The organism is Bordetella muralis, from assembly GCF_965139205.1.
Lineage (GTDB): Bacteria > Pseudomonadota > Gammaproteobacteria > Burkholderiales > Burkholderiaceae_B > Bordetella_A > Bordetella_A muralis.
In genome coordinates, this window is record NZ_CBCSIU010000001.1 from 915750 (window position 1) to 932587 (window position 16838).

General features: G+C 61.1%; 13 protein-coding genes. 11 read left to right on the plus strand and 2 right to left on the minus strand.

Annotated elements, in window-relative coordinates; all coding sequences use genetic code 11:
* The first annotated feature begins 84 nt into the window (after positions 1 to 84).
* The 11 genes from ACNA0I_RS04245 to ACNA0I_RS04295 all read left to right on the plus strand — a co-directional run bounded on the left by ACNA0I_RS04245 (position 85) and on the right by ACNA0I_RS04295 (position 14109).
* Positions 85 to 1692 carry a carboxyl transferase domain-containing protein gene (locus ACNA0I_RS04245; protein ID WP_415804789.1) on the plus strand — a complete coding sequence of 536 codons (1608 nt, stop codon included), beginning with the start codon at positions 85 to 87 and terminating at the stop codon, positions 1690 to 1692.
* Positions 1693 to 1892: 200 nt separating this feature from the next.
* On the plus strand, positions 1893 to 3950 hold the full coding sequence (locus tag ACNA0I_RS04250) for an acetyl/propionyl/methylcrotonyl-CoA carboxylase subunit alpha (protein WP_415804790.1): 2058 nt from the start codon (positions 1893 to 1895) through the stop codon (positions 3948 to 3950).
* Positions 3951 to 4115: 165 nt separating this feature from the next.
* Positions 4116 to 4886, plus strand: a complete 771-nt coding sequence (locus tag ACNA0I_RS04255) for an IclR family transcriptional regulator (RefSeq protein ID WP_415804791.1) — start codon at positions 4116 to 4118, stop codon at positions 4884 to 4886.
* Positions 4879 to 6033: a thiolase family protein gene (locus ACNA0I_RS04260; protein ID WP_415804792.1), complete on the plus strand. Its 1155-nt coding sequence runs from the start codon at positions 4879 to 4881 to the stop codon at positions 6031 to 6033. The genes ACNA0I_RS04255 and ACNA0I_RS04260 overlap by 8 nt, the downstream gene beginning before the upstream one ends.
* A complete protein-coding gene (locus ACNA0I_RS04265) occupies positions 6030 to 6371 on the plus strand; it encodes a Zn-ribbon domain-containing OB-fold protein (protein WP_415804793.1) in 342 nt (113 codons plus the stop codon). The genes ACNA0I_RS04260 and ACNA0I_RS04265 overlap by 4 nt, the downstream gene beginning before the upstream one ends.
* Positions 6372 to 6447: 76 nt before the next feature.
* The gene (locus ACNA0I_RS04270) at positions 6448 to 7428 is read left to right on the plus strand and encodes a tripartite tricarboxylate transporter substrate binding protein (RefSeq protein WP_415804794.1); all 981 of its coding nucleotides are present in this window, start codon (positions 6448 to 6450) and stop codon (positions 7426 to 7428) included.
* A gap of 26 nt (positions 7429 to 7454) precedes the next feature.
* A complete protein-coding gene (locus ACNA0I_RS04275; RefSeq protein ID WP_415804795.1) occupies positions 7455 to 9581 on the plus strand; it encodes an acetate--CoA ligase family protein in 2127 nt (708 codons plus the stop codon).
* Between the two features lie 26 nt (positions 9582 to 9607).
* On the plus strand, positions 9608 to 10585 hold the full coding sequence (locus ACNA0I_RS04280; protein ID WP_415804796.1) for a Bug family tripartite tricarboxylate transporter substrate binding protein: 978 nt from the start codon (positions 9608 to 9610) through the stop codon (positions 10583 to 10585).
* Between the two features lie 52 nt (positions 10586 to 10637).
* Positions 10638 to 12002, plus strand: a complete 1365-nt coding sequence (locus ACNA0I_RS04285; RefSeq protein ID WP_415804797.1) for an acyclic terpene utilization AtuA family protein — start codon at positions 10638 to 10640, stop codon at positions 12000 to 12002.
* A 9-nt stretch (positions 12003 to 12011) separates the two neighbouring features.
* The gene (locus ACNA0I_RS04290; RefSeq protein ID WP_415804798.1) at positions 12012 to 12368 is read left to right on the plus strand and encodes an AtuA-related protein; all 357 of its coding nucleotides are present in this window, start codon (positions 12012 to 12014) and stop codon (positions 12366 to 12368) included.
* Positions 12369 to 12465: 97 nt separating this feature from the next.
* On the plus strand, positions 12466 to 14109 hold the full coding sequence (locus ACNA0I_RS04295; protein ID WP_415804799.1) for an acyl-CoA synthetase: 1644 nt from the start codon (positions 12466 to 12468) through the stop codon (positions 14107 to 14109).
* 121 nt (positions 14110 to 14230) lie between these two features.
* Here ACNA0I_RS04295 and ACNA0I_RS04300 read toward each other — a convergent pair whose 3' ends face one another.
* Both ACNA0I_RS04300 and ACNA0I_RS04305 read right to left on the minus strand, forming a co-directional pair.
* Complete coding sequence (locus tag ACNA0I_RS04300; RefSeq protein ID WP_415804800.1) at positions 14231 to 15424, minus strand: acetylornithine transaminase; 1194 nt, start codon at positions 15422 to 15424, stop codon at positions 14231 to 14233.
* Positions 15425 to 15552: 128 nt separating this feature from the next.
* The gene (locus ACNA0I_RS04305) at positions 15553 to 16752 is read right to left on the minus strand and encodes a DSD1 family PLP-dependent enzyme (RefSeq protein WP_415804801.1); all 1200 of its coding nucleotides are present in this window, start codon (positions 16750 to 16752) and stop codon (positions 15553 to 15555) included.
* Positions 16753 to 16838 lie beyond the last annotated feature (86 nt).

Sequence of the window (16838 nt, forward strand, 5' to 3'; positions counted from 1 at the left end):
CGTCGAACGTTCCAGAGCCTCTGATAAACACAATGGCCTGCATCCGCAGTGCCTGTCGATCACTTTGCACGACAACGGCCCGCTATGCCCACTATCGAATCTCGCATCAACCCACGCTCACAAGATTACGCCGACAATGCGCGCGCCATGCAGGCGTTGCTGGACGATCTGGCCGGACACCTGGCCCAGACCGCGTTGGGCGGCAACGAAGCCGCGCGCGCCAAACACGTTGCGCGCGGCAAGCTCCTGCCACGTGAGCGTGTCGAACGCTTGATCGACCCGGGCAGCGCCTTTCTAGAGCTGTCGCCGCTGGCGGCGCACGGCATGTACGAGGGTGAGGCGCCTGGCGCGGGAGTCATCACCGGCATCGGCCGCATCGCCGATACGGAGTGCATCATCGTCTGCAATGACGCGACGGTAAAGGGTGGGACGTACTATCCCATGACCGTCAAAAAACATCTGCGTGCACAAGAAATCGCGGCGCAGAATCGTCTGCCTTGTGTATATCTGGTGGACTCGGGCGGGGCGAATTTACCGCGTCAGGACGAGGTTTTTCCCGATCGCGATCACTTCGGCCGTATTTTCTACAACCAGGCGGTGATGTCATCGCAAGGCATTGCGCAGATTGCTGTCGTGATGGGTTCTTGCACAGCGGGCGGCGCCTATGTGCCTGCAATGAGTGATGAATCCATCATCGTGCGCAACCAAGGCACGATTTTTCTGGGCGGCCCGCCGCTGGTCAAGGCAGCAACAGGCGAAGAAGTCAGCGCCGAAGACCTCGGTGGCGGTGACGTGCATACACGGCTATCCGGCGTCGTCGATCACCTGGCCGTCAACGATCTGCATGCCTTGCAGCTCGCGCGCAATGCCGTGTCGCGGCTCAATCGTCAAAAGCCCACGCCGCTGGCACTGGCCCCCGTACGCGAGCCGCGCTATGACCCGGCGGAACTCAACGGCATCATCCCCTCCGATACCCGCAAGCCCTACGATGTGCGTGAAATCATCGCACGCATTGTGGACGGCTCGGATTTTGACGAATTCAAGGCGCGTTTCGGCACAACCTTGGTGACGGGCTTTGCGCATATTCATGGCATGCCGGTAGGCATTGTGGCCAACAATGGCATCCTGTTTTCAGAGTCGGCGCAAAAGGGCGCTCACTTTATTGAACTCTGCGCGCAACGCAAAATCCCCTTGGTATTTTTGCAGAACATCACCGGATTCATGGTGGGCCGTAAATACGAGAACGAAGGGATTGCACGGCATGGCGCCAAGATGGTCACCGCCGTCGCGACGGCCAACGTGCCTAAATTCACGGTGTTGATCGGCGGCTCATTCGGCGCGGGCAACTATGGCATGTGCGGACGCGCGTATTCGCCACGCATGTTGTTCATGTGGCCCAATGCGCGCATTTCCGTCATGGGTGGCGAACAGGCCGCGAGCGTGCTGGCTACGGTACGCCGCGATGGGATTCAGGCCAAAGGCGGGCAGTGGTCGGCAGAAGACGAAGAAGCCTTCAAGGCGCCGATTCGTGATCAGTACGAGCGCGAAGGGCATCCGTACTACGCGACCGCGCGTCTGTGGGACGACGGCATCATTGCGCCGGCCGATACCCGCCGTGTGCTGGGCCTGGCGTTATCGGCGGCGTTGAATGCGCCTATCGAGGACACGCGCTTTGGCGTATTCCGGATGTGAGTAGAACCCACCCCCTACGCGCTTCGCGCGCCCCCTCAAGGGGGCAAAGTCTACAGACCGGCGGAGCCGGATCTGTGACTTTCCCGATTGTGGGGGAGCGGTGATGGACTGTAGTGATATCTCATTTGTGCGGCGCTGTGAAAGGCTTTTCTTACCACTTCATTGGCATCGCCGTTAAAAAATTTTGTGTGGAAGACAACATGTTCGATACTCTGCTGATAGCTAACCGTGGTGAGATTGCTTGCCGTGTTGCGGCGACGGCGCGACGTCTGGGCATACGGACGGTGGCGGTGTATTCCGATGCTGACGCCGGTGCGCGACATGTGGCGGCTTGCGATGTCGCGGTGCATATAGGGGGGGCTGAGCCGCGTGCGAGTTATTTGCGGGCAGAGGCTATTTTGCAAGCGGCGCGCGATACGGGTGCGCAGGCGATTCATCCGGGCTATGGATTTTTGTCGGAGAACGAGGCGTTTGCTCAGGCTGCGACAGACGCGGGCATTGCCTTTGTCGGGCCGCCTGCATCGGCCATCGCCGCCATGGGCAGCAAATCGGCCGCCAAGGCCTTGATGGAAAAAGCCGGGGTGCCGCTGGTGCCCGGCTATCACGGCGATAACCAGGATCCCGCGTTTCTGCAGTCACAAGCCGATGCCATCGGCTATCCCGTGTTGATCAAAGCCAGCGCGGGCGGTGGTGGCAAGGGGATGCGCGTAGTCGAGTCCTCCGGTGCCTTTATCGAGGCGCTAGCCTCGTGCCAGCGCGAAGCGGCATCGAGTTTTGGCGATGATCGCGTGCTGATTGAACGCTATCTGCAGAAACCGCGGCACATCGAAATCCAGGTCTTTGCCGATACGCATGGCAACTGCGTGTACTTGTTCGAACGCGATTGCTCAGTGCAACGCCGCCATCAAAAAGTCATCGAAGAAGCCCCCGCCCCCGGCATGACGGCAGAGCGCCGGCAGGCCATGGGCGAAGCGGCCGTCGCGGCCGCGCGCGCAGTCGGCTATGTCGGTGCGGGGACGGTGGAATTCATCGCCGAGCCAGACGGACGTTTTTATTTCATGGAAATGAATACGCGTCTGCAAGTGGAGCATCCGGTCACGGAAATGATCACTGGCCACGATCTCGTAGAGTGGCAGTTGCGTGTCGCCGCTGGCCAGCCTCTGCCTGCCAAACAAGAAGACCTGCACATTCATGGCCATGCCATCGAAGCGCGCATTTATGCAGAGAACCCCGATAAAGGCTTTTTGCCTTCGATCGGTACGCTGGCCTATCTGGAACTGCCGCCTCATGTGGCGTTTTCCAACGGCGATGTGCGGGTGGATGGCGGAGTGCGGATGGGCGATACCATCACGCCCTACTACGACCCGATGATCGCCAAACTGATTGTGCACGGTGCGGACCGCGATCAGGCCCGCGCACGCATGATTCAGGCGTTGGCGCATACGCATGCCGTGGGCGTGCAGACCAATGTAGCGTTTCTGACGCGTCTAATGCAGGATGCGGCCTTTGCCGGGGCGGATCTGGATACGGGCTTGATCGAGCGTCAGCGCGAGACACTGTTGCCGCCGCCGGCCGCGGCAGATGCCACCGATGTGGCGCTGGCCACCGCAGCAGTGCTGGTCCGCCAGGGCTTGGCGCCCGCAGGCGGTGCGTTGTTGCCAGGCTCTGCAGCCACGACGCCCTCAGCGCATGCGTCAGCCACAGATCCATGGGACGTGCGCGATGGATGGCGTTTGGGTGGACAGTATCAGCAAACGCTGCAATGGCTCGATCATGAAACCTTGCGTGATGTCACGATCGCGCGTGATGGACGGACCTGGACATTACGCAGCGATCAAACATCGTGGGCTTTTTCCTGGCGGGCCCAATCGGGAGCGAACCCGAATCTGGCCTACGGTCTGCGTGTGACACTCGACGGACGCGAAAGCACAGGCACGGTGGTATTGCACGGTGATAAAGCTTATGTGTTTCGCGAGGGCCGCACCCAGATACTGGGTCTGCATGATGCATTGGCCCACGCCCAGGATGGCGAGGGCGAACATGCAGGCGGGCTGACAGCCCCCATGCCCGGCAAGATCATTTCGATTGCCGTTCAGGCAGGCGACAAAGTGACGAAAGGCCAAGCCTTGCTGGTCATGGAAGCCATGAAGATGGAGCACACAATCTCGGCTCCGAGCGACGGCGAAGTGCAAGAGGTGTTTTACGCCGTCGGAGACCAGGTCGGCGAGGGTGCCGAGTTGGTCGCTATCGTCGCGTAGCGCCTCTGACAGGCCAGGCCCTGTCTCTATGAGGCAGGGGCCTGGCCCGCGAAGCTGGGCGGCCTCGATTGTCGCTGGACGAAAATTTGTTGCGATGCAACTTTACCGGCGTGGCTGGTGTTCTTATCTTGTGGCGGTGTTCCCCTATCGGGCTGCCCCACATTCATGTCCACACCAGACGCCAACGCCTTATCCGCCACGCAAAAGACCTGCCGAGTACTGGCCAGCCTGTCGGACCCCAATGTCCAACGGCTGACCGATATCGCGCAACGCGCCGCGCTGGATATCTCTACGGCGCGACGTATCCTGAAGGACCTGGAAGCGGAAGGCTTCGTCGAACGGGACCCCGTCAACAAACACTACATGTTGGGCCCCCAGGTCTATGCCATGCATCATGCAATGGTGGAGGGCCTCGATCTGCGCGGCCTCGCACGGCCAGCCCTGATCCGATTGGCGCGCCGTTTTGGCGACACCGTCATTCTGTCGTTGCCAATGGGCTGGGAGTCGGTTTGCGTGGATCTGTGCTTTGGCGACTACCCCATTCGCGCCAACTATCTGCAGGTGGGCAGCCGCCGCCCGCTAGGCGTGGGGGCGGGCAGTCTGGCGCTGCTGTCAACGCTGGGCGAGATCGAAACGCAGGCGGTCATGCCCATGGTGCGGCAACGCCTGACCGCCAAGTATCCCCGTTTTCCGGAATCGGATTTGATCACGGCAACACAACGTGCACGAGGTCTGGGACACGCCATGCTGCTGGATGTAGTGGTAGAAAAAATGGGCGGCCTGGGTGTCGCCGTGCGAGGCCCCAGCGGACGCGCCATCGCCGCGCTCAGCATCGCGGCGTTGAATGAACGCATCGAGTCTCGCGAAGCGGAACTCGCCCAGGCCCTCTCGCAAGAGGCCCGCGACATCGAACGCTCGTGGTGGCCCCATGCGTGATATCCGCTATCCCCACGCCTATATCCACGCCGCCGCGACGACGCGCTACGGCCGGCACGAGGGCAGCAGTGCGCTGGATTTGATGGCGCAAGCTGCGAATCAGGCCTTGGCACAATCGGGCCTGCAACGCAGCGACATCGACGGCGTATTGTGCGGCTACGCGACGACCTTTCCGCATTTGATGCTGGCCGATCTGCTGAGCGAAAAGCTGGGCTTGCAGCCCCACTATGCGCACGGCATGCAAATGGGCGGGGCCACCGGGGCTGCCATGGTCATGCTGGCGCGTACGCTCCTGCGCGCAGGCACCTGCCGGCACATTCTGGTGGTTGCTGGTGAAAATCGATTGACCGGCCAGGCCGTGGATACATCCATCCAGACCTTGGCCCAGGTCGGAGAGCCCGATACCGAGGTGCCCAATGGCGCATCCGTGCCGGCCTACTACGCATTGCTGGCCTCGGCCTATATGCATCAGACCGGACTCGATCGCGAGACCTTGGCGGAATTTGCGGTGCTGATGCGCGAACATGCCGCTGGCCATCCTCATGCCCATCTGCGCGACCCTATCACTGTCGATCAAGTGCTGGCGTCCAAGCCGATCGCAACACCATTGAATCTGCTGGATTGTTGCCCGATATCGGATGGGGCGGCAGCGCTGGTGATCAGCGCCGACGAAGGCCCGGTCCAGGTCGTTGGCGATGGCCAGGCGCACCGTCATCAGCATTTGTCAGCGATGCGCGACGTGCTGGACACGGGTGCCGCGCGTGCCTGCGCCAGAGCCCTGGCCGAGGCAAAGCTGGAGTCACGGCACATCGATTATCTGGCGATCTATGACTCTTTCACGATTACGCTGGTCATGTTGCTTGAAGAGCTGGGATACGCGCCGCGTGGCGGCGCAGGAACCCGGCTGCGTCGCGGAGATTTTGCAGCGTCTGGTGCACTGCCTCTCAATACGCACGGTGGATTGCTATCGTTCGGCCATTCCGGCGTGGCGGGTGGCTTGGCACACATCGTCGAGGCTTGGACTCAACTGGCCGGCCGCGCTGGCGAACGCCAGATCGACCCGCGGCGGCGAGCCCTGGTCCATGCCGATGGTGGCGTGCTCTCTGCACATGTGAGCCTGGTACTGGAAGCGGAGGGCACAACGTGAGTACACAGCATCCTCTGGATATCCAACGTTGCGACCACTGCGGCACATGGTGGGCGCTGCGGCCCTACGCCTGCGCCTCCTGTGGCGGCACCACATTGTCGTGGCAACGCGCCACAGGCGAGGGCGTCGTCATCGCACGCAGCGAGGTACATCGTGCCCCGGATGCGCAATGGAAAGCGCTGACACCCTATACGTTGGTGCTCGTCAAACTGCATGAACATGTCACGCTGATGGGGCATGCAGACGCCACCATCACCGTCGGCCAGCACGTGCATGGACACGCCGTAGAAATCAACAGCCGCCTGCTACTGAAGTTCGAAGCCCGCTCCCCGCCGTGATGCTGGCCGTATCCACGGCATCACATCCAAATGAACCGCATCCACAACACGTCCCGAGAGGACGGAGGAGACACTCATGCCTATCAAAACGCTATGGCGTGGCGCATTCGCCGCGTTGACGCTATTCACCGCGACGATCTCTGTCCATGCTGCCTCCACTGACTGGCCAGCCAAACCGATTACCTTGGTCGTGCCGTATCCACCAGGAGGGCCCACCGATATCGTGGCCCGGTCGGTGGCGAAAGGCCTGGGCGACGAACTCAAGCAAACCGTGATCATCGACAACCGCTCAGGCGCGGGCGGCAACATCGGTGCAGAGCTCGTCGCCAGGAGCGCCCCCGATGGTTATACGCTGCTGTTGGCCACGACGGCTCATGCCATCAACATGTCGCTGTTCAAAACCCTGAGCTATGACACCAGCAAGAGCTTCGTTCCTCTGTCACTGCTGACACAAGGTCCGCTGGTCATCGTGGCGCGCCCCGATCTGCCCGCGCACAACGTCCGTGAGCTGATCGCGCTGGCGAAATCCACGCCGGGCAAATTGACCTTTGCCTCGTCTGGAAACGGGCAGTCGACACACTTGGCCGCGGAGCTGTTCAACGCCATGGCGGGAACGCGCATGGTGCATGTCCCGTACCGAGGCAGCGCGCCCGCCATGACGGATGTGATGGGAGGTCAAACCGATGTCATGTTCAACACCATGCTGTCATCGATGCCCTATGTGCGCGACGGCAAGCTGCAAGCATTCGCGGTGACCAGTGCGGCGCGATCGCCAGCAGCGCCAGAGATCCCTACCGTCGCAGAATCCGGATTACCGGGGTACGAGGCGACGGCGTGGAACGGCCTGATGGCACCGGCAGGGACTCCCGATGCGATCGTGCAGAAGCTGAGCACCACACTGCAAAAGGTTCTGGCAGACAAGGCGCTACAGCAGCAATTTGCCCAACAAGGGTTCGACGCGCAGTGGATGAGTCCGGCGGATTATCAACAGTTCGTCGACAACGAAATCAAGAAATGGGCAGACGTCGTCAAGACGTCGGGCGCCACTGTCAACTGAATATCATCACCGGCATAGGAATCTCCATGGGCTTTACTTCTCGCCATGACAACCTGAACACCTTGCTTGACCCAGCATCCATTGCCATCGTGGGCGCCTCGGACAACCCCGACAAAATCGGCGGACGGCCCATTTTCTACATGCGCCGGCATGGCTATGCGGGCACGATATATCCCATCAACCCGCAACGCACCGAGGTGCAAGGCGAGCGCGCCTGGCCCAGTCTGGATGCACTGCCCACGACGCCCGACCTGGCCATCGTGGCAGTAGCCGGTGAACAAGCCGTACAAGCTGTGGATAAATGCGCGGAGCTTGGCGTATCCACAGCCATCGTGATCTCGGCGGGCTTTTCTGAAACAGGCAGCGCAGGAAAAGCCTTGCAGGATGCCATGACCGCACGCGCACGCGCGGCGGGCATGCGCATCGTCGGTCCCAACTCGCAAGGCCTTGCGAATTTTGGCAATGGTGCGATCGCCTGCTTTTCAACCATGTTCCTGGAGGTCGAACCGGCCGATGGACCGGTCGCCGTCATCAGCCAAAGCGGCGGAATGAGCGCGATGATATATGGGCTGTTGCGCCAACGCGGTATCGGTGTACGTCACATGCATGCCACCGGTAATGAAGCCGATGTCACCGTATCGGAGCTGGCCTGCGCCGTGTTGTGCGACCCGCAGGTACGCATGGTGTTGCTCTATCTCGAATCCCTGCAAGACGCAGACGTTCTGGCGCGAGCAGCCGCACTCGCACGCGAGCGTGGCGTCCCATTGATCGCCGTCAAATCCGGCCGTTCCGAGGCTGGTGCACGCGCGGCAGCGTCGCATACCGGCGCCATGGCGAGCGAAGACCGCGTGGTGGATGCGTACTTCGAACATCACGGTATCTTGCGTGCCCGAGATCCACATGAATTGGTGCGGTGGGCGGAGTTGTCATTGCGCGGCCCATTACCTCGAGGCCCGCGAGTCGTCGCCGTCAGCAATTCCGGTGCGAGCTGCGTGCTGGCATCGGATGCCGCTGTCGAACACGGTCTGCAGATTACGCCGCTGGCCGATCGTACTCAGCAGGCATTGACCGATCGCCTGCCGGGCTATGCGACCACGACCAACCCGATCGACATCACGGCGGCACTGCTATCGAACAATGGTCTGTTCGGTCAGGTCCTGCCCGTCATCGCTGACGACCCGGCCGCCGATATGTTTCTGATCGATATTCCGGTCGCGGGGCGCGGCTATGACGTCGAGACGTTTGCGGCGGACACGGCAGAGTTTGCCGCAGCCTCTGGCAAACCGGTCGCCGTCGTCGCCTGGCAAGAGAACGTAGCCGCCACGTTTCGTGCACGCGGCGTCGCAGTCTACGCCGATGAACAACAGGCAGCCAACGCCATGGCGAGTTTGTATCGCCTGCATCAATGGCAGACGCGCGACACTGCGCCACACCAGGACGCCAGACAAGGCATACCGGGTTCGCTCGATGGATTGTCATCGCCATCACGCTTTCTTTCTGAATCTCAAAGCCTCGAACTGTTGTCGGACTACGACTTGACCGTGGCCGACTACCGCTGTTGCACCGATGCAGACACTGCCGTGGCAGCCTGGCGCACGATCAATGCGCCCGTCGCATTGAAAGCCTGCTCGGCCCAGTTACCTCACAAATCCGAACACGGCCTCGTGACGTTGCGCCTGAACAGCGAACACGACCTGCGCGAGGCGCTGCGTCGGCAAGCGCAAACGCTGAAAGACTTGAACGTCCACGACGCCACATGGATCGTCGCGCGCATGCAGGACGGCCTGCACGAATGTGCGCTGGGTATGCGGCATGATCCAGTCTTTGGCCCCGTGATCATGATCGGCAGTGGCGGCAAATATGTCGAAGCCATGCAGGACGTCGCCCTGCTGCTGCCGCCCTTTAACACCGCAGACGTCATCCGCAAACTGCAGGGCCTGCGCATCGGCACGCTGCTGGCAGGCGTGCGCGGCGACCCGTCTGCGGATATGGCGGCGCTGGCCGAACAGGCCGTGCGGCTCGGTCAGTGCGCGTTGGCTGCCAACGGAAAAATTGCCTCGATCGACATCAACCCTGTTCTGGTGTGCGCGCAAGGTCAAGGCGCGATCGCACTGGATGCGTTAGTCGAGCTGTCAAACGCCTCTGAAACCTGAAGCACCACAACTATCAGGAGACACCCATGCGCGGTTTGCTCTTATCCATGGTGTTGATACTGGCAACACCTTTTGCAACGGCAGTTCATGCCCAGGCAGCATCGGATTGGCCTACACGTCCCATCACCTTGGTCGTGCCGTTTCCGCCGGGCGGCACTACCGATCTGCTGGCGCGCCTCGTCGCCCGCGAAGCCGGCAATCGTCTGGGCCAAAACATGGTTGTCGAGAACCGTCCCGGTGCAGGCGGCGGCATTGGCGCCGCAGCCGTCGCACGTGCGCAGCCCGATGGCTACACATTGGTAATGGGAACACTGGGCACGCAAGTCACCAATCAATTCATTTATGCGCAGATGCCTTACGACTCGGCGCGGGATTTTGCGCCGGTCACATTGGTTGCCAACTCTCCGAACGTCTTGTTGGTCAGTCCCAAGCTGGGCATCTCCACCGTCGCGGAATTGCTCGAACGAGCACGACGCACGCCAGGCGCATTGAACTTTGCGTCGACAAGCCTGGGAGGTTCGCCTCATCTGTCCGGAGAGCTGTTCAACGGCATGGCCAAGGTCGATATTCGTCACGTGCCATACAAGGGATCAGCCCCGGCGATGACTGATCTGCTCGGCGGCCAGGTGCAGATGATGATAGACAACTTGCCCTCGGCCATGGGGCAGATCCAGGCCGGTACGGTAAAGGCCCTGGCAGTGACGACTCCCGAGCGCGTGCCGCTATTACCCAATGTGCCCACGGTTGCCGAGGCCGGGCTCCCCGGCTATGAAGTAAACGCATGGTTTGGATTACTCGCCCCTGCCGGGACACCCGATGCCGTCGTAAGCCGCATTTATTCGGCCGTCGCCAACGCCGTGGCCGAACCCGCCGTACGCCGCCAGATCGAGGCCCTGGGCGCCATCCCGGTTGCCAGCACGCCACAGGCGTTCAGCGACATCATCCGCGCCGATACGGAGAAATGGCAACAAGTCATCCGCAACGCGGGAATCAAACCGCAATGATGCGGCACGCGCCACAACGCTCATATAGCCATACTCATCAGGAGAGAGGTAAATGACCCGCAACCCGAACAAATTGCGTATCGGCTCCGGCGCTGGCTGGTGGGGCGATCGCATCGATCCCGCGCGCTGGAATGCCGAACGCGGCGAGTTGGATTTTCTGTGCTTTGAAACCATGGCCGAAGCCACGGTCTCTGCGGCTCAGGTCCGCAAACGCCGCGACCCGGGCTTTCCCGGTTATGACACCTGGCTGGACGATCGCATGCGTGCGGTACTGCCGCATTGCATGGCCAACGGTACACGCATTATCTCCAACCAGGGCTGGATCAATCCCCAGGCGGCGGCCCGGCGCGTCGCAGAGTTGTGTGCGGAAGTCGGCTGGAAAAACGCCAAAGTCGCCGCCATCACGGCCACGGACCTCAGTGCCACCATCGCCGCCAGCGGCCTGTCCATCATGGAAAGCGGCGCGCCGATTGCATCGCTGCGCGATACCTTGATCTCGGCCGAACCCTATGCAGGCGCCGAGGCCATCGTGCAAGCACTGGATCAAGGAGCCGACATCGTCATCACCGGCCGGGTTGCCGATCCATCGCTATTTCTCGCGCCCATGATGCATCACTACGGTTGGCGCCATGACGATTGGGACAAATTGGGGCAGGGCAGCGGCATCGGCCATTTGCTCGAATGCGGCGCCCAAGTCACCGGCGGCTATTTTGGCGACCCTGGCTACAAAAATGTGCCCGAGCCCTGGAATCTCGCGTTTCCTTATGCAGACATCGAAGCGGACGGTACTGCCGAGATCGGAAAAGTCAGCGGCACGGGCGGCTGCATCGATCTGCGTACCGTGAAAGAGCAGATGTTCTACGAGGTGCACGATCCGGCGCGCTATATCACCCCCGATGTGGTGGTGGACTTCACGACCGCACAATTGGAGCAAACAGGTGAAAACCGCGTCATGGTAAGCGGAATTTCGGGACGCCCCTGCACCCCGACCCTCAAGGTCTCGGTGGGATGCACCGAAGGTTATATCGGCGAGGACATGTTCTTTTTCGCAGGTCCCGGATGCCTGGAAAAAGCCCAATTGGCCGATACGATCTTGCGCGAGCGCTTGCACATGGCCAATCTGCAAGCCGACGATCTGCGCATTGATTTCATCGGGTTGAACGCAGTGCATGGTGCGGCCTCTGCGACGCCGTCTCAGGATCATGTTCCGGCGGAAATCGCCGTACGCATCGCCGCGCGTTGCGCATCTCGCGCACAAGCAGAAAAAATCGGCCGCGAGGTCGACGGCATGGCGGTGTGCGGTCTGGCATCGACAGGCAAACGCGTACCGCATCAAGACCGCGTACGCGAAGTCATCGGCCTGTGGTCCACCCTGGTGCCCCGCGACTCGGTTCACTGCACGATTGAATTCGTCTAAGGAGACAACATGAGAGTCAACTTGCGGCGTATCGCCCACACCCGTTCGGGCGACAAGGGCAACACCTCGAATATCGCCGTCATCGCCTACGAGCCCATGTTTTATCCACTGATAAAACAAACCCTGACGGTCGACGCAATGCGCTCGATCTATAACGATACAGCGGTGCGCGGTGCCATCAATCGCTACGACGTCGATGGCCTGGGCGTATTGAACTTTGTGCTGGAGGGTGCATTGGGCGGCGGCGTCTCGCGCAGCCTGGCGATCGACAACTACGGTAAAGCGCTCGCCAGCGCAGTATTACGTTTCGAATTGGAGGTTCCCGATGCATGGTTACCATTACTACGTGGACCTCACGAGGTATAAATAGGTCGTGCAGGTTTTTCGTCCTAGAAACCCGAGTCGCGCGGACATGGCAGGAGACGCATCATTGAATGTCTGCGCTGCATCAAAAGAGACCGCGATGACTGATCCGAATGATGCTTTGCCGCCCAATCCCGCCAATCACGTCGCACTGACCCCGTTGGGTTTTCTGCAGTGGGCCGCGGACGTCTATCCACAGAGACCAGCGCTGCTGCACGGCGACTACCGTCAAGATTGGCAAACCACACGAGAACGCTGCCAACAGATGGCGGCAGCGCTACAGGCGTGGGGCGTTCGCCGCGGTGACGTGGTCGCCGTCCTGGCGCCGAACACGCCCGCGCTGTACGAAGCGCATTTTGGCGTGCCGATGGCCGGTGCGGTGCTCAATGCCTTGAATACCCGGCTGGATGCCGCCACCTTGGCGTTCATTCTGGAACACGGCCGCGCCGCCGTGTTCCTGTACGACAGTGAATATGCAGAACTCGTAAGCGACGTGCTCTCCAGGCTCTCCATCCCACCGCGCACCGTCCGCATCGAAGACCGCGAGTACCAAGGTGATCACGGCACATTGGGCGACGCGGAGTACGAATCCTGGTTGGCGGCACAGCCCTCGGATCATGCTTGGGAATGGCCTGCCGACGAATGGCAGAGCATCTGCCTGAACTATACGTCCGGCACCACCGGCAACCCCAAAGGGGTGGTCTATCACCATCGCGGCGCCTATCTCAATGCCACGGGCAACGTACTGGCCTGCGGCATGCCACCTCATGCCGTCTACCTGTGGACGTTGCCCATGTTCCACTGCAACGGATGGTGCTTTCCGTGGACGCTCGCGGCGCTGGCGGGTACCAGCGTCTGCCTGCGCCGCGTCGAGCCCACTGCGATTTTCGAGGCCATCCGGCGTCATCATGTCGGCTTCTTTTGCGCGGCTCCCGTGGTGCTGAGCATGCTGATCAATGCGCCCAAGCAAGTCCAGTATCGCGCCACGCATCCCGTACAAGTATTGACCGGTGGCGCCGCGCCGCCAGCCGCTGTGATCGAATCCATGGAACAGCTCGGCATCGGCGTCACGCATTTGTATGGACTCACGGAAACCTACGGGCCGTCCATCAGTTGTGCCTGGCACGATGAATGGGATGAGCTGCCCCTGGCCGAACGCGCCGCGCTCAAGGCACGCATCGGCGTGCGCAAACTCAATGTCGAACATGTACAAGTCGTCGACGACGAGCTACGCCCCGTACCCGCCGATGGCAAGACCATGGGAGAAATCGTGCTGCGTGGCAACACGCTCATGAAAGGCTATCTGCGCAATCCCGATGCCACCGCACAGGCCTTTGCGGGCGGTTGGTTTCACTCCGGCGACCTCGGGGTCATGCACCCCGACGGCTATATCGAGATCAAGGATCGTGCCAAGGACATCATCATCTCGGGCGGAGAGAACATATCCACGGTGGAAGTCGAGAGCGTGTTGTACCGGCATCCTGACATCCTGGAAGCAGCAGTAGTGGCAAGGCCGGATACGACTTGGGGCGAAACACCCTGCGCCTTTGTCACGCTCAAACCGGGAGCCATGTGCACGGAAGACGATGTACTGCGTTATTGCCGCGAACATCTCGCACGATTCAAAGTGCCACGCACGGTGGTGTTTTGCGAGCTGCCAAAAACCGCAACCGGCAAAGTCCAGAAATTCGTTTTACGTGATCAAGCCGCCGCGTTGGATTCGACGAACGATCAAAACGGCTAATTGGACCCGTCCGATGCGGTGCTATAAAACCAATGCCGTTCTGAATGCCGCTACCGATTCAGGAGCATCAATGCAAAAGGGGCGCAAACGCGCCCCTTTTGCATTCTGGTGATAGTACGGTTTAGTTCTTGCGTACCGAAGCAATCACCTGGTCCAGCAGGGTCAGCATCTGCGCGACATCTTGCTCGCTGACGTTCAACGCCGGCATGAAGCGCAGCAGATTGGCGCGCGGCGCATTCAACAGCATGCCTTGCGGCTCCAGGACACGAGCGGCGTCGACAATCGCAGGCCCGTCATCACGATCGAGCATCAAGGCGCGCAACAGGCCCATGCCACGCTCGCCTTTCATGCCCCATTTGGCCGACAGCGCCAAGAGCCCTTCGGACAGCTGCTTGGCGCGCGCCTGCACCGACTCCATGAAGCCCGGCGACACCAAGGTATCGAATACCGCAACACCTACCGCAGCCATCAAAGGATTGCCGTTGTAGGTGCCGCCTTGATCACCGTGCGAGAACACGCAGACCTCTTCACGAGCCAGCAACGCGGCCAACGGCACGCCGCCGCCAATGCCCTTGGCCAGCGTCATGATGTCCGGCACCACGTCGAATTGCTGATACGCGAACATCGAGCCCGTACGGCCCATGCCGGTTTGCACTTCGTCGACGATCAACAGCAGCTTGTGCTCGTCAGCCAGCTTGCGCAGGCCTTGCATGAATTCGCGTGTCGCCGGGTTGACACCTGCCTCGCCTTGTACCGGCTCGAGCATGATGGCCACGGTCTTGTCATCGATCAGCGCACGGACCGAGTCCAGGTCGTTGAGTTCGGCCTTGGGGAAACCCTCGACCTGCGGCGCAAACATCGTGTCCCAACCGGGCTTGCCCGAGGCCGACATCGTCGCCAGCGTACGGCCATGAAAGCCATGGTTCATCGTGATGATCTTGTACGCGCCGTTGCGATTCACGCGGCCCCACTTGCGCGCCAGTTTGATGGCGCCTTCGTTGGCCTCTGCGCCACTGTTGGCAAAGAACACGCGATCAAAACACGACGCGCCAGTCAGGCGCAGCGCCAGATCGATGGACGGCTGGTTGTAGAACGCCGGCGAGGGGTTCATCAGCTTGTCGGATTGATCCAGCAGCGCCTTTTTCATTGCCGGGTCGCAGTGACCCAGGGTATTGACGGCCCAGCCCTGGATAAAGTCCAGATATCGCTTGCCGGTATGGTCCTCCAGCCACGAGCCCTGACCGCGCACGAACACGAGGTCCGGGCGGGAGGTGATCTCCATGAGGGCGTTGACGTTGAACTGGCTGAATTCCATGGCGGTTCCTACGGAATGGGAAAACTAGAGAAAAGGAAGAATTGAAGAATTTAGCACCGTATTGTTGCCGCTGGCGCAGTACGCGCCAGGCAATCGACATAGACGGGCCGGTGCCCCCCGCCTGTACGTTATCGGCTCAACCCTCGGGCAGCGATATCCCACACGCCCTCGACCACGCCGTTGCGGTAGGTCACGAGCTGGTCATGCAGATTGAATGTCGGGTCCACGTGAGACGGGATCAGACGGAGCGTGTCGCCCAGACGCACGCCTGTCCCCTGGGAATACGCCTCATCCGAGGCCGATTTGGCGCCTGGACCCTGAGGGATCGATGCGGCCTGAAGCGTCTTTAACACGCCGTGCTCATCATTCGCGGCCGTGTATTGCAACCCGACTGATTCCGCGATCCGGGGCAAACCACACTCCACGGTCGTCGATTTCAGGCCCGCATCCACGATCACACGGTCGGCGGCGGGCATACTCATCACCGTGGTGAGCAAAAACAGACTGTTGCGAAAAGCCAACGCATCAGACCAGTCGTTCGCACCATAGTCGCCGTCCATGAACGCGTACGAACCCGCTTGCAACTCGGTGTAGACGCCCGAAGCGGCATCAAACTCGGCGCTGCCGGTCCCTGCACCGGTAATGCGATCACAGGCGATGCCCGCCGCGCGCAGATGGTTGGCATAGTCTGCGGCAGTCTGTGCGGCCCGAGCCGCCACCGCTGCCCGCTCGCCATGACTACGCACGTGCTGCACCGAGCCATGATAGGCCTGCAGGCCGCCAAAACTCACGCCAGGCAGGGTTTGAGCCTGTTGTGCCAGTGCCAACACCAAGGCTGCATTCGACACGCCGCAACGCCCTTGGCCGACATCGACCTCGACCAACACCTCGACCTCTGCCTGGGCCTGCACCATGGCGGCCGAGATATCGGCCAAATTCCCTGCATCATCTACGCATACGCTGACACGCGCCACACGGGCCAATTGCGCCAGCAGGGCCAGCTTGGCCGGACCCACGACCTCGTTACTGATATGGATGTCGTCAATACCTGCCTCGACAAACGGCAGTGCTTCGCTGACCTTTTGGCAGCAGATCCCGCGCGCACCCAATGCGATCTGACGCCGCGCGACCTCCGGGCATTTGTGGGCCTTGCCGTGCGGCCGCAGGTTCACGCCATGACGATCCGCCCAGGCCTGCATCGCACGCAGATTCGATTCGAACGCATCCAGATCCAGCACCAGGCTGGGCGTGTCGACGTGCGCGAGCAAATCGCCTGGCACTGCGGCTGGCGGCAACGTCAAAATCGGGGCGGCAGGGATGGCGGCCATGGATGCGCGTTTCCTTTTCGAACGAACATGCACGCCATCGGATCTGGCGTACTGGACAAGCACATAGTGTATCCCCCAGGCAAACC

Excerpts from the sequence above, each read along its gene's own strand:
- ACNA0I_RS04245 (WP_415804789.1), top strand. The coding sequence starts at position 85 with ATGCCCACTATCGAATCTCGCATCAACCCACGCTCACAAGATTACGCC.
- ACNA0I_RS04250 (WP_415804790.1), top strand. The coding sequence starts at position 1,893 with ATGTTCGATACTCTGCTGATAGCTAACCGTGGTGAGATTGCTTGCCGT.
- ACNA0I_RS04255 (WP_415804791.1), top strand. The coding sequence starts at position 4,116 with ATGTCCACACCAGACGCCAACGCCTTATCCGCCACGCAAAAGACCTGC.
- ACNA0I_RS04260 (WP_415804792.1), top strand. The coding sequence starts at position 4,879 with ATGCGTGATATCCGCTATCCCCACGCCTATATCCACGCCGCCGCGACG.
- ACNA0I_RS04270 (WP_415804794.1), top strand. The coding sequence starts at position 6,448 with ATGCCTATCAAAACGCTATGGCGTGGCGCATTCGCCGCGTTGACGCTA.
- ACNA0I_RS04275 (WP_415804795.1), top strand. The coding sequence starts at position 7,455 with ATGGGCTTTACTTCTCGCCATGACAACCTGAACACCTTGCTTGACCCA.
- ACNA0I_RS04280 (WP_415804796.1), top strand. The coding sequence starts at position 9,608 with ATGCGCGGTTTGCTCTTATCCATGGTGTTGATACTGGCAACACCTTTT.
- ACNA0I_RS04285 (WP_415804797.1), top strand. The coding sequence starts at position 10,638 with ATGACCCGCAACCCGAACAAATTGCGTATCGGCTCCGGCGCTGGCTGG.
- ACNA0I_RS04290 (WP_415804798.1), top strand. The coding sequence starts at position 12,012 with ATGAGAGTCAACTTGCGGCGTATCGCCCACACCCGTTCGGGCGACAAG.
- ACNA0I_RS04295 (WP_415804799.1), top strand. The coding sequence starts at position 12,466 with ATGACTGATCCGAATGATGCTTTGCCGCCCAATCCCGCCAATCACGTC.
- ACNA0I_RS04300 (WP_415804800.1), bottom strand. The coding sequence starts at position 15,424 with ATGGAATTCAGCCAGTTCAACGTCAACGCCCTCATGGAGATCACCTCC.
- ACNA0I_RS04305 (WP_415804801.1), bottom strand. The coding sequence starts at position 16,752 with ATGGCCGCCATCCCTGCCGCCCCGATTTTGACGTTGCCGCCAGCCGCA.